Origin of the sequence: Flagellimonas aquimarina (assembly GCF_003149745.1) — a bacterium.
In the GTDB taxonomy this organism is placed as follows: Bacteria; Bacteroidota; Bacteroidia; order Flavobacteriales; family Flavobacteriaceae; genus Flagellimonas; species Flagellimonas aquimarina.
Window position 1 is genome coordinate 633,390 of sequence record NZ_QGEG01000001.1, and the last position, 12,986, is coordinate 646,375.

Below are 12,986 nucleotides of genomic sequence, written 5' to 3' on the forward strand. Positions count from 1 at the left end.
AGGTTTTTAAAATTTTACTAATTTAAACCTCTAACACAAAACCGCATTAGCTTGAAAAACAATCAGTTTGAGGATATTCTTGTTTATTTTTCAGAATCTTTGCTGGGCAAAGAAAATGAAGAAGATATTCTTTGGGATTTGGCCAAAAACTGTATCTCCAAACTCGGTTTTGTAGATTGTGTAATCTATCTAATAGATCATGAGAACAAATTACTTGTTCAAAAGGCCGCTTATGGTCCAAAAAATCCAAAGGATAAAACCCTGTACAACCCTGTTCAAATTGTTGTTGGTGATGGAATATCCGGTCATGTGGCCCAAACCGGTGTTCCTGAAATTGTTAACGATACCTCGAAAGATTTACGGTACATTGAAGATGACGATCTTCGCCTCTCAGAAATCTGCGTCCCAATTGCCCATGAAAACACCATTTATGGTGTCATAGACTGTGAACATCCCAAGAAAGAGTTTTTTACCAATCAACATCTCAGAATGCTTTCTGCGGTTGCTTCCATTTGCGCCATAAAAATAAAAAATGTTAGGGATAACAAGGCCCTCTTGGAAAAGCAAGAAAACCTTCTAAAGATCAAAGAAGAAATGGTGGGGCTTAGGCTCAAAGTTTTAAATTCACAATTAAATCCTCATTTTGTCTTTAATGCGCTCAATGCAATTCAAAATTTTATTACATCAGAAAAGAAAAAATTAGCATTAGAATATTTGTCGATTTTCAGTAAGCTCATCCGGTTTTATTTGAAAAGTCTAGAAAGTGATACAACGAGTCTAAAAGAAGAGGTTAAGATGCTCAATTCGTATTTGAAATTACAAAAACTTCGTTATGACAATCAATTTGAATATACTATTACCATAATGGACAATTCAAAAAAAATAGACGCCATAATTCCAGCATCGGTCATACAGACATTGTTCGAAAACATCATCGAATACAGTATGTTCAATCAACATAAAAACAAGAAATTGGATATTAGTTTTGAAGTACTTAAAACAAGTGTGCTTTTAAAAGTTAACTACCAACATAATGAAATTGCTTCTACAATTAAATATGAGCCTGAATATCGAGAGCGCATTATGCAATGGGAAAATCAGATTAGACTTCTTAATTCTGTTAAAAACTATACTATTGAAAAGGAAGTCATACTCAAAAACAAGAGAACCAAGCACTATGGTGAAATTACCTTAAGGCTCCCAAATTTAACTTAACATATACATGTTCTTTTGTGTTTTTTGGAGCACTTTGTTGAAGATTCAGAAAATGTTGAGATTTCTTTAAGTTAGTTAATTAGGAAAAACGTTTCCTCATAAAGTTTCTCTGTGGGTTAGTTCTTTCAAAATAACTTCTCTCACTTCCTCCCTAAGTGTTGTCTTATCATCCTCGGCCAAAATGCCAGTTTCAAAAAAACTGTGCACCTTGCATCTTACCCTTCCGGGACCACCGCTTAAAAAAGTAAACGGAAATCTTTTTTTGTTATCATAAAATGTTATGGGAACAACAGGAATCTTATGTGCAATAGCCATTTTAAAGGCACCATCTTTGAATACATCCAAAATAATATGTTCTTCTGGCACTCCACCTTCTGGAAAAATACAAATGCTCAGTCCTTGAGCAAGCCTTCTTTGTGCTCTTCTGTAAACCCCGGTTCTACTTTTAATATTATCCCTATCCACCATTATACATACACGTTTATAAAAAAATCCGAAAACCGGGATTTTAACCAGTTCTTTTTTGCCAACAAAGACAAAGGGGTTTTTGCTGACAAATAGCATCAACATAATGTCTAACATACTGGTATGATTGGCAATCAACATATAGCTTTTTCCTTTTTCCATGGGTTGTTCCCTAACAATTTTTGGAAAACAGCCCATACCATAAAGTATGGTCTTGGCCCATAAATTACGTGCCAACCAAAAAAACTGTTTATATGTTTTTTCGGAGATAGTGGTAGCCAATAAAAAGGGAAAGAAAATAAAAATAGGCAATGCTACAAGAATGTAAAACCAAATTCTGTACAAGACATGTCCTATGTTTTTGAAAATTGCAAACACGACCCAAAAGTAGAATTTTTGAATATCTTTATGTAAACAATCTAAAAATCAAATAAATGGGACTACTTTATGCTTTGTTAATTGGAGCGCTTGCCGGTTGGCTTGCGGGTAAAATTATGAAAGGGGGCGGTTTTGGGACCCTATTAAATATTATTCTCGGAATTGTAGGTGGTGTTGTGGGAAACTGGCTCTTTGGTATGTTGGGTGTTCATATAGGCTCTGGAATAGTTGGTGATTTGCTCACTGGAGTTATTGGAGCTGTGGTGATACTTTTTGTTGCCGGACTCTTTAAGAAATAACTTTTAGCATTCTTTTTCCATTAGCGGCTTAAGCCGCTTTTTTTATCCCATGTGGATTGTTACATTTACGCCTTAAAAATTAGGTATGTCCAGAATTTTAACGGGAATTCAAAGTACAGGCACTCCACACTTGGGAAACATCTTGGGGGCAATAATCCCAGCCATTCAAATGGCTCAAGATCCTAAAAACGAGTCTTTTCTTTTCATTGCAGATATGCACTCCCTTACCCAGATAAAGAACGGAGAAGAATTGAGAAACAACACATACGCCACAGCAGCCACTTGGTTAGCCTTTGGTCTGGATATTGAAAAAACTGTTTTCTATAGGCAAAGTGATGTCCCTCAGGTAACCGAACTGGCTTGGTATCTTAGCTGTTTTTATCCGTATCAACGGCTTACTTTGGCGCACTCTTTTAAGGATAAAGCGGATAGGTTGGAAGATGTAAACTCTGGATTGTTTACCTATCCTATGCTTATGGCAGCAGATATTTTGTTATATGATGCCCATATTGTTCCTGTGGGAAAGGACCAATTGCAACATTTGGAAATGACAAGAGATGTCGCTTCCAGGTTTCATCACCAGCTAGGTGAAACTTTTGTAATTCCTGAAGCAAAAGTGCAAGAAGAAACCATGTATGTCCCTGGCACAGATGGTGAGAAAATGAGCAAAAGCAAAGGGAATATCATTAATCTCTTTCAACCGGACAAAAAATTGCGAAAGCAGCTTATGGGCATAGTCACGGATAGTACTCCCATGGAAGACCCAAAAGACCCAGCCAAGGATAATGTTTTTGCTTTGTATAAAATCTTGGCATCACCAGAACAAATAGAAGAAATGAGTGCCAACTATTTGGCAGGAAATTATGGGTATGGCCATGCAAAACAAGCTTTGTACGAAGTCATCCTGAACAAGTTCGAAGAACCTCGTGAAAAATTTGAGTACTATATGAACCACTTAAATGAAGTGGATGAAGCCTTGGCCATTGGAGCAGAAAAGGCCAAAAAGGTGGCCAATGGCGTTTTGGAAAGGGTGCGTGGAAAGTTGGGTTACTAAATCGCCTCGAATAATTTACCAGGTAAAGGCCTAACCACTCCTTTCATTTCCATATTAAAAAGTGTTGAAGAGGTTTTAAAAATGGGTAGGTTACACTCTAAAGCAACGGTATCCAGTAATTGTTTCCCGTTCAATTGTAAATAAGAATAGATAGACTGTTCTGTTTCATCCAATTCTACAAACAACTGTTTTTGAACGGTTGTTTTCTTCTCCTTTTCTTCCAGTTCCCATCCCAATAGATACACTAATTCTGCGGCCGACGTCAACAAATGGGCTTTTTGTCTTTTGATCAAATCATTACACCCTTTACTGAACTTATCCGTGGCCCTTCCCGGAACGGCAAATACCTCTCGATTGTATCCATTTGCAATATCGGCCGTAACCAGACTGCCCCCTTTTTCTGCGGATTCAATTACAATAGTGGCCTCGCTAATACCTGCAATAATTCTGTTTCGTTTTAAAAAATTCTCCCTATCCGGATTACTAGTGCTCCAAAATTCAGTTAAGAAGCCTCCGTTCTTTTCTATTGGAGCTGCATGCTTTTTATGTGCTTTTGGATAAATTTGATTTAATCCATGGGCCAGACAACCAATGGTCTGCAATCCTTTTGCCAAAGCAGCTTTTTGAATTGTTATATCCACACCATAGGCAAAGCCGCTCACAATAATAGGGTTTAGAGGTGCAATCTCCTCTATAAAAGTTTCACAAAATGCAGTACCATAACTGGTAATGTTCCTAGTGCCCACCACACTGATAATTTTTCTGTTTTCCAAATCAATGTTACCGCTTTTAAAAAGTAATATGGGGCCATCTATACAATGTTTAAGGTATTTGGGATAGTCTTCATCCATAAAGAAAGAAAAGTCCAATTTCTCCTTTAAAAGAAAATCATATTCTGCTTCCGCTTCTTCTTTATGAATGGTGTCATAAAGTCCCCTTAACGTTCTTTGCCCAATGTTCTCTATTTTTAACAGATTTTGCAATTTATCCTCAAAAATTGCTTTTGGGCCGCCACAATGGGAAATCAGTTTTTTTGCAGTTACATCGCCAATATTCGGCACTTTCTGTAGCCTGAGTACAGCAAGGATTTCATCTTCAGTCATTTACATAAGTGGTTAAGTTGTTCACAAAATACAGAATTTCAAATGTTAATAAAAAGTGATAGGCGCTATTTTGTTCTCGTTGTTTTTTTACAATATTTGTGACAATGCAGATTGAGTCTTACATAGAAGAATTATTGTACAATTATAATTGTGTTGTTGTCCCAGGATTTGGAGCCTTTTTGGCACATGGAAAATCTGCGGAGCTTGATAACCAGACAAATACTTTAATTCCACCTTCCAAGACGGTTTCCTTCAACGCGCAATTGTCCAAAAATGATGGCCTTCTAGTATCGCATATTGCCAAAGAAAAACATCTTGGTTATGAAGAACTGTTGCAAGAAGTTGAAAATGTAGCTGAAACTTGGAACAAAAAACTTCAGCGAGGAGAGAACATTGAGGTTTTTGGTGTTGGAAAACTTTGGTTAAACCAGGAACAAAGAATTCAGTTTCAGCCCGAAAATAAAATCAATTACCTAACCTCTTCTTTTGGTCTTTCCACTTTTGCCGCAACACCTATTCAGAGAGAAGTATTAAAAGAGGAGATTGAAGAGTTGGAAGAAAAGATTCCATTTATAATCACTCCAGAAAAAAGAGAGCAATCCTCTTTTAGACCTTGGTTAAAATATGCTGCTGTTATATTATTGGCCGTCTCCTTGGGCTCTACTTCCTACAGTGCTTATGAAGATGTTCAACAAAAACAGATTGCTGTACAACAAGATGCACAAAAACAAGTTTCTCGACATATTCAAGAAGCCACTTTCTTTAAGAGTGCACCATTGGAATTTCCTGCAATCAATATAAAGGTCAACAAAAAGCAACTTGGAAAACATCATGTAATTGCCGGCGCTTTCAGAATTGAAAAAAATGCAGAAAAAAAAGTGAAGATGCTTGAAGAGAAGGGCTTTAAAGCATTTTATCTAGGTGTAAACAGATTTGGCTTGCACCAAGTGGCTTATGATAGTTTTGAAAATCCAAAAGAAGCACTTTCTTTTTTAAGAAAGGTTAAAAGAACCGAGTCTGCTGATGCTTGGCTGCTCTCAGAGAAATAATCTCTCTTTAGGTAAAACCTTCTTCTACACTTCAATATCTTTGCGCAAAATTAAAATGCTATGCGCACAAAAACTCCAAGAGAATCACGCACCGTAATGACCGATATGGTTTTGCCAAGTGAAACCAACCCTTTGAACAACCTTTTCGGAGGGGAACTCTTAGCACGCATGGATCGGGCCGCTAGCATTGCTGCAAGAAGACACAGTAGAAGAATTACCGTGACCGCATCTGTAAACCATGTTGCATTTAACCGTTCTGTACCATTAGGAAGCGTGGTCACCGTTGAAGCAGCCGTTTCAAGAGCATTTAAGACTTCTATGGAAATATTTATTGATGTTTGGATGGAAGATCGTTTTACAGGGGAACGTGCTAAAGCCAATGAGGCAATTTACACCTTTGTTGCTGTAGATGATACTGGAATACCTACTGAAGTTCCACCAATCCAACCTGAAACTGATTTGGAAAAGGAGCGTTTTGATGCTGCCCTTAGAAGAAAACAATTAAGTTTAGTTTTGGCAGGAAAAATGAAACCTTCAGATGCTACGGAATTAAAAGCCTTGTTTACTTCTTAAGGTTTAAAAGTCGAAATTATCTGGGTCTGGCCCAAACCTTTGGTTTCTGTCCAGCCCATCTAGTAATTGAACATCCTCATGCGTAAGTTCAAAATCAAAAATATCGGCATTTGAGATAATGCGTTGTTTCTTTGAAGACTTTGGAATAGTTACAACACCTTTTTGAAGATCCCAGCGTAAAACAATCTGGGCAGCGGTTTTTCCATATTTTTTTCCCAGTTCTTTTAAAAGCTGAATATCAAAAATGTTCCCTTGCATCATAGGGGACCATGCTTCATATTGAATTCCCTTGTTATGACAAAAATCTATCAAGTCCTGTTGTACCAGATACGGGTGAAATTCCATTTGGTTGACCATAGGGGTTATTTCTGTTTCGGTCAACAAATCTTCTAAGTGGTGTTGCATAAAATTACTTACTCCTATGGCACGCACCTTTTTTTCCTTGTACAATCGTTCCATGGCCTTCCATGTGTCTTTGGATTTATTTCCTTTAGGCCAATGAATCAAATAAAGGTCCAGATAGTCCATTCCCAATCGTTCCAAGCTGTCATCAAAAGCTTTCAAAGTGGAATCATATCCCTGATCATCATTCCAAACCTTACTTACAACAAAAATATCCTTACGATCAACATTACTTTGCTCAACACCTTGGCCTACGCCATTTTCGTTCTTATAAATTGAAGCTGTATCAATATGTCTATACCCATGGTTCAATGCATCCTTAACAGCATTTACCACCTCATTACCATCTTTTGATAAGTATACACCTAAACCAAAATAGGGCATTTTAACCCCATTGTTCAATTCAAAAGTTCCTTGTAAATCTGTAATTGTTCTCATGTTTTATAATTGATATATCCAGTCTTCAGGGTTTAAGCGATTGGAGTCTTGATAAAGATAAAACTTCAACTTGGTTGTGCCATCAAACCGATTGGTATAAATATCACCAAGCACTTCCTTTACAACAACTTTATCTCCTTTTTTAACATAAACATTTGATAAATTGTAATATGTGCTAATGTAATTTCCATGCTTTATCTGCACACCCCTGCTCCCACCAGGCACCGTTAAAATGGCAATGACCTCGCCTTCAAAAATTGCCCTTGCCTTACTTCCCTGATCTGTGGCTATGGTTACACCATTGTTTCTGTGTTTTATTCCCGGGTATAGTTTGTCACTGTAAACCCCGTAACCCTGACTTTTTATTCCCTTTTCAACCGGCCAAATAAGTTTTCCTTTGTTTGCAGAAAAATTATTGGCGACCAATTTAGCCTCCGGTGTGAGCACAAATTTGGTTCTGCTGGATTTACCAGCCTTTTTATTGGTGCTTGCAATGGCACTTTTTATAAGTCGCTCTATTTCCCTATCAATTTTGCGGGCCTCCTTCCTTTTTTGTGCAATAGCAGCTGTGTATTTTGTTTCATTCTGCCTAATGCTGCGCAACAGATTTTTTTGGGATTCTATTTCATTGAACAGATCATTCTTAACCTTTTTGTTTTCCGCCAATAAACGCTCTTTGGTTTTTCTTTGCAATACCAAGTCTTGATTTAGTGTGGCGAGCTCATTTGTTTTGGTAATGATATCCTCTCCCTGCTTTTTTCTATGCTTTGCATATTGCTCCATATATTGAAGTCTCTTAAATGCCTGATAAAAGTTCTCTGATGATAAAAGAAACATTAGCCGATTACTTTGGGCTTTGTTCTGATATGATTTTTGAATAAGATTGGCATAATCATTTCTGAGAATTTTTAGGTCTTCTCTTAGTTTACTAATACTTCTAATGTTTACATTGATTTGTCTATTGAGCAAATTAGACTGCTGATTGGTTACCCTGATAAGTTCCTGCCTTACATTAATTCTCTTGTCCAAAGCCTCCATTTGATCCAAAACCGTACCCTTTTCCTTCTTTTCTGCAAAAAGCAATCTGTTGATTTCCTTTATTTCTTGCTGCAATCTCTCCCGTTTGGACTCCAAGGCCTTTTGCTCACTCGTTTGTGCAGTGGCCGAAATAGAAACAAAGAGTGTAAAGGCCATACAACAAACGTAATATGAAATCTTATCTATCATATTACTTTAATATAATTTTGTCAAATCCTCTGGGAACTTTGTATGGAAAATTCAAAGCCCTGTTCAGTTCCAAGTTCTTAAAACTTAAGTCAATGATGGTTTTGTCCTTTTCTTCGGCGGCCACAATTTGAATTTCGTTAGGAAATATTTTACCTGAAATATCCTGATAGGTATATTTAGCTTGCAGTTGTCGATCTTCCTCTGGTTGCGATATTTCTTGGGAAGAGATCTTAAAATTTCGCGGCTCTAGCTGAAACAATATTTTAAAAAGTTCTCTTGCCTTTTTTGGTTTCAATTGATAATCCCCTTGATTGATCGTAGAGGTGTATTTCTCCTTTCTCAAATCAAAGACGGCATTGCCCAGCAACAAGTTCTGTACCTTATCAAAATCAAGTTCTGTGCCCAACAAATCACTTAAATAACTAAAATCCCCATCAAAATACTCCCCTTGGAGTTTGTTATAAAAGGAAACTCTTTCTGGAGTTATACGGGCCTTTACCACCCCAAGTGGAGCACTAATCCAAATCACCTTGTTCTTTTCCATTCTCAGGCTCACACTTACACCTTGATTTTTTTCTCCATCTGAGTAATCAATTTTCACTCTTCCGCTCAAGGTTTTGAAATCTACTTGATTAGTGTAATGATTTTCGATAATGCGCTTTGTAGAAATTCCTGAATCAACCTCGCCACCAACAACAGCTTTGGTGCTTTTACACGAGCCTAAAACTATGATGCATAAAAACAAAAGAGTAACCTGTTTCTCTATTTGAAATTGATATGATTGCATTACAAGCCTGTTTTTACTTTGTTCAAATATTCATTTGCCTTAGAAGTATTGCCAATAGCAGTATAGGCCTTTGATAATTCTGTATAAATCTTGTTGGCCAAAGAAACATCATCCAACAGATAATCCAGAGCGCTCTCCAAAACTTCAACCGCTTTGGCAGATTTAGAAGTCCTATTAAGTGCAGTTCCATATGCGAAGTGAAAATATGGTTGAAGCGGATATGAGTCCAGTGCTTCCTTGGAAACCATTTCCATATTCTCAAAATCACCTTTCTCTAACAACCCTTCTATCCGTGTTTGGTATTGTGCTATTGGATTATTCTCTTTTTCCACCGTCTTTTCTGGCTCAACCTTAGTGGTCAGTTTTTGGCTTATGCGCTGTATGGAATCATTGATTTTCAATGTTAGCTCAGCAGTAAACTTTGTGTTGCCAAGTCCTTCTAGAACTTTTAATGCATCATTGTATTTTCTCTTCTTAAAATAAAAAACAGCAAGGTTTTCCTGCAGCTTGTTATTGGTGAAAGGAATTCGTTCTTGAATTGTATAAACGGAGTTTCCTTGTTTTTCCAAAATGCGCAATAGGGTCTCCAAATACCAAAAATCCATTGGTTTTGCCTTCAAGGCATCAACAGCAAATTCCTGGGCCTGAATGTACTGCTTGTCTAAAAAGTAAGCTTTTGCCAACTCATAATCTATGACACTGTTGGAAGAATCCAATTGTTTGCATTCCAAAAACAAATCAATGGCCCTGTCATAGTTTTGAATCCCTTTTTGCTTTAATGCTTCAAAAAAACTTTCTTGAAACTCATCCGTATATTCCTCTAAAAAAACCTCAGCACTTTGCTCCTCTTCTTGGGCATATGTCCAGAAAGAAACTAAAGAAACAATTATATATGTGCCGATTAATCTTTTCAATTCATTTTAGGTTTTATGTTCTAACCAAGTTGAATTTAACAACTACTCCATAACGGAATAATCTCCAATACTAATGGTCTCAAAATTACCATCAAAAACTACATGGTTACCAATCATGGCGTTATCCAAATTAGCGTTTTTGATAATGCTCTTGCTCTGAATTAAGCTATTTTTAACGGTTGAGTTTTCAATTACTGTATCCGCACCTACTGATACGTATGGGCCCACCGTTGTGTTCTTAAGCACTACATTTTCCCCTATAAAACATGGTTCAATGATATTTGCATTTTCGTTTTCAACAGAATCTGCAATCAATCCCTCACCATCTTTTTCTAAAAAGCCTAGCATTCGTTGATTTGTTTCCACAGTCACATTTTTGTTTCCGCAGTCCATCCACTCATCTACCTTTCCTGGGACAAATTTCATGCCCTTCTCCATCATTCGCTTTATTCCATCATTTATTTGATACTCTCCGCCATTGATAATATCGTTGTCCAAAACGTACTGCAATTCATTTTTAAGAACACTTACGTCCTTAAAATAGTAAATACCAATTACGGCCAAATCCGAAACAAACTCTTGTGGTTTCTCAACCAACTCTACTATCTCATTCTGTTCACTCAATTTTACAACGCCAAAGGCCTCTGGTTTATCCACTTGTTTTACCCAAATAACACTATCCGCAGATTTATCCAAATCAAAATCAGCCCGTATCAGTGTATCGGCATAAGCAATCACCGCAGGCCCACTTAAAGAATCCTTGGCACTCATGATCGCGTGACCTGTTCCCAAAGGTTCATCTTGTCTATAAATTGATCCTTTGGCGCCAAGGTCTTTTGCCAATTGCATAAGGCTGTCTACAACATCGTCTCCAAAAAAAGCTGGGTCTCCCAATATAAAGGCAACTTCTTCTATTTGTTCTCCCAATACCTTAGCAATATCACTCACCAAACGATGAACAATTGGTTTGCCAGCAACCGGAATTAATGGTTTTGGAACTGTTAGTGTATGCGGTCTTAATCGGGAACCTCTTCCCGCCATGGGTACAATAATTTTCATGTGTTCTTTAATATAACGTAGTTAGTGTTTAGATTTATTGTGTTCCGGTACTACCAAAACCTCCGGCGCCCCTATCTGTCTCAGAAAGTGAGTCTACTTTAACCCATTCTGCCCGTTCATGCTTTACAATCACCATTTGGGCAATACGCTCTCCATTTTCAATGATAAAATCATCTGCAGAAAGATTTACTAAAATAACGCCCACTTCGCCTCTGTAATCCGCATCGACGGTTCCGGGAGCATTTAGCACGGTAATCCCTTTTTTTGCCGCAAGGCCGCTTCGAGGTCTTACCTGCGCCTCATAACCGACAGGCAATTCAATAAAAATTCCTGTGGGCACAATGGCTCTTTCCAATGATTTTAACGTAATAGGTTCGGTAATATTTGCCCTTAGATCCATACCTGCAGAAGCAAGCGTTTCATAATGGGGCAATTGATGTGTTGATGTATTTATGATTTTAATTTTCACGCTGTAAAAATATGGTCTTTAACTTGTCTCCTTCCATTTTGTAAACTAGCATCAAAAATAGCAAAAGTAAGAACCCTCCTGCTATTAAATTTCGGTTAAAAACATAAAAAGACAGTGTGGAAAATAGTATTGAAATAGATAAGTAAAATAGTATTTTTCGCATGTTGTAGGGAACTGGGTAATACTTCCTTCCAAAATAATAGGACAAAAGCATCATACTTGCATATGCCGCTAAAGTTGCCAATGCAGATGCCATATATCCTATTTTTGGGATAAAGGCAATGTTAATCATCAAGGTAATCAAAGCTCCTATGGAAGAAATATAAGCGCCAAACTTTGTTTGATCCGTAATCTTATACCAAACGGATAGGTTATGATAGATGCCCAAACACAGGCTTCCCAACAATATAATGGGCACTACGTCCAATGCTTCCCAATAGGTGGCATTTCGAATCAATAATTTTCCCAGAACATCTATAAAAACCACAACAGCAAGCAGTATGATACTTCCCAATATCACAAAATAATTGGTTATTTGCGCATAGGTCCTCTGTGGTTTTTCGGTTTTGGCATGGCTAAAGAAAAAAGGCTCTACTCCCATTCTAAAAGCCGTTCCGAACAAGGTCATAAAAAGTGCCAGTTTGTAGCATGCGCCATATTTGCCAACTTCGGTTGCTGCAATACCTTGCGGCAATAGTTCTGTCAACAAAATCTTATCTACTACCTCATTTATGGTAAATGCAATTCCGGCTACCATAATGGGGCCTGAATATTTAAGCATTTGCTTCCATAGGTCGTAATTATACTTGTACGAAACTTTAAAGTAAGTGGGCAGAAGCAATACTAAAGTAATAGCACTAGCAATGATATTAGAAATAAAAATATACTGAATCTCCCAGCCCTCCCTATATATTGAATTCAAAAAACCTTGATCGGTATCTTGAACGGCCTTTGGTAAAATGAGCAAGAAAAAAACATTGAACCCAAGGTTTATGGCAACGTTAATCGTTTTTAGAATTGCATACTTCATTGGTTTTTCCTGAGCTCTCAAAAGGGCAAAGGGAATAATCACCAATGCATCCAAAACCAAGATATAGGTGGTAAACTTTATGTAGTCCACATTAATATTGGTAAAGCTTGCAAGATTTTCTTTTATTATCAACGCTAACGCTAGAAACAATAGTGAGGAGGCCAATAACGAAATTAAAGAAGTAGAGATAACGGATTTTTTATCTTCTCTCTTATGATAAAAACGAAAAAAGGCGGTTTCCATTCCGTATGCCAGAAATACATTAAAAATTGCAATCCAGGCATATATGTTTACATACTGCCCATAACCAGAGGCATTTTCAAAAACAGATGTATACAGCGGTAGTAAAAAGAACGAAATAACACGTGGCAACACAGTGGCCAAGCCATAAATAAAAGTCTGTTTAAAAAGTCTTTTTAGTGGGTTCAATAGGAATCCGTTCTTTAAGAAAGCTTCTAATAAGGTGGGCACAAGTTACGCAAAACCGCTTAGTTATTGGCTTACAACCTTAATTTGTGTTTTAT

General features: G+C 37.2%; 14 protein-coding genes. 5 read left to right on the forward strand and 9 right to left on the reverse strand.

The window, feature by feature from the left end:
• The first annotated feature begins 51 nt into the window (after nucleotides 1–51).
• Nucleotides 52–1,215, forward strand: coding sequence for a histidine kinase (locus tag DKG77_RS02885; protein WP_243414805.1), 1,164 nt, complete (start codon nucleotides 52–54; stop codon nucleotides 1,213–1,215).
• A 96-nt stretch (nucleotides 1,216–1,311) separates the two neighbouring features.
• On the opposite strand, the gene DKG77_RS02890 is transcribed toward DKG77_RS02885, so the two are convergent.
• Nucleotides 1,312–2,058 carry a lysophospholipid acyltransferase family protein gene (locus tag DKG77_RS02890; RefSeq protein WP_109660011.1) on the reverse strand — a complete coding sequence of 249 codons (747 nt, stop codon included), beginning with the start codon at nucleotides 2,056–2,058 and terminating at the stop codon, nucleotides 1,312–1,314.
• Nucleotides 2,059–2,114: 56 nt separating this feature from the next.
• Here DKG77_RS02890 and DKG77_RS02895 point away from each other — a divergent pair, with 56 nt between their 5' ends.
• The gene (locus tag DKG77_RS02895) at nucleotides 2,115–2,357 is read left to right on the forward strand and encodes a GlsB/YeaQ/YmgE family stress response membrane protein (RefSeq protein ID WP_109660013.1); all 243 of its coding nucleotides are present in this window, start codon (nucleotides 2,115–2,117) and stop codon (nucleotides 2,355–2,357) included.
• Between the two features lie 85 nt (nucleotides 2,358–2,442).
• Nucleotides 2,443–3,411, forward strand: a complete 969-nt coding sequence (trpS, locus tag DKG77_RS02900; protein WP_109660015.1) for a tryptophan--tRNA ligase — start codon at nucleotides 2,443–2,445, stop codon at nucleotides 3,409–3,411.
• Here trpS and dprA read toward each other — a convergent pair.
• Nucleotides 3,408–4,514 carry a DNA-processing protein DprA gene (gene dprA / locus DKG77_RS02905; protein WP_109660017.1) on the reverse strand — a complete coding sequence of 369 codons (1,107 nt, stop codon included), beginning with the start codon at nucleotides 4,512–4,514 and terminating at the stop codon, nucleotides 3,408–3,410. The two genes, trpS and dprA, sit on opposite strands and share 4 nt — an antisense overlap.
• Before the next feature lie 104 nt (nucleotides 4,515–4,618).
• Here dprA and DKG77_RS02910 point away from each other — a divergent pair, with 104 nt between their 5' ends.
• Both DKG77_RS02910 and DKG77_RS02915 read left to right on the forward strand, forming a co-directional pair.
• A complete protein-coding gene (locus DKG77_RS02910) occupies nucleotides 4,619–5,563 on the forward strand; it encodes an HU domain-containing protein (protein ID WP_109660019.1) in 945 nt (314 codons plus the stop codon).
• A 60-nt stretch (nucleotides 5,564–5,623) separates the two neighbouring features.
• Nucleotides 5,624–6,136 carry an acyl-CoA thioesterase gene (locus tag DKG77_RS02915; RefSeq protein WP_109660021.1) on the forward strand — a complete coding sequence of 171 codons (513 nt, stop codon included), beginning with the start codon at nucleotides 5,624–5,626 and terminating at the stop codon, nucleotides 6,134–6,136.
• Nucleotides 6,137–6,139: 3 nt separating this feature from the next.
• Here the strand turns inward: DKG77_RS02915 and DKG77_RS02920 are convergent, their stop codons facing one another.
• From DKG77_RS02920 to DKG77_RS02950, 7 genes are read right to left on the reverse strand one after another with little or no spacing between them, the layout of a single operon-like run.
• A complete protein-coding gene (locus DKG77_RS02920) occupies nucleotides 6,140–6,976 on the reverse strand; it encodes an aldo/keto reductase (RefSeq protein ID WP_109660023.1) in 837 nt (278 codons plus the stop codon).
• Nucleotides 6,977–6,979: 3 nt separating this feature from the next.
• Nucleotides 6,980–8,203, reverse strand: coding sequence for a murein hydrolase activator EnvC family protein (locus DKG77_RS02925; RefSeq protein ID WP_109660025.1), 1,224 nt, complete (start codon nucleotides 8,201–8,203; stop codon nucleotides 6,980–6,982).
• Between the two features lies 1 nt (nucleotide 8,204).
• A complete protein-coding gene (gene lolB1 / locus DKG77_RS02930) occupies nucleotides 8,205–8,990 on the reverse strand; it encodes a lipoprotein insertase outer membrane protein LolB1 (RefSeq protein ID WP_109660027.1) in 786 nt (261 codons plus the stop codon).
• Nucleotides 8,990–9,904, reverse strand: a complete 915-nt coding sequence (locus DKG77_RS02935; protein ID WP_109660029.1) for a tetratricopeptide repeat protein — start codon at nucleotides 9,902–9,904, stop codon at nucleotides 8,990–8,992. Before DKG77_RS02935 ends, lolB1 begins: the two co-directional genes overlap by 1 nt.
• A 42-nt stretch (nucleotides 9,905–9,946) precedes the next feature.
• The gene (locus tag DKG77_RS02940; RefSeq protein WP_109660031.1) at nucleotides 9,947–10,963 is read right to left on the reverse strand and encodes a sugar phosphate nucleotidyltransferase; all 1,017 of its coding nucleotides are present in this window, start codon (nucleotides 10,961–10,963) and stop codon (nucleotides 9,947–9,949) included.
• A gap of 34 nt (nucleotides 10,964–10,997) precedes the next feature.
• On the reverse strand, nucleotides 10,998–11,432 hold the full coding sequence (gene dut, locus DKG77_RS02945) for a dUTP diphosphatase (protein WP_109660033.1): 435 nt from the start codon (nucleotides 11,430–11,432) through the stop codon (nucleotides 10,998–11,000).
• Nucleotides 11,422–12,891, reverse strand: coding sequence for a lipopolysaccharide biosynthesis protein (locus tag DKG77_RS02950; RefSeq protein WP_109661406.1), 1,470 nt, complete (start codon nucleotides 12,889–12,891; stop codon nucleotides 11,422–11,424). The genes dut and DKG77_RS02950 overlap by 11 nt, the downstream gene beginning before the upstream one ends.
• Nucleotides 12,892–12,986: the final 95 nt, after the last annotated feature.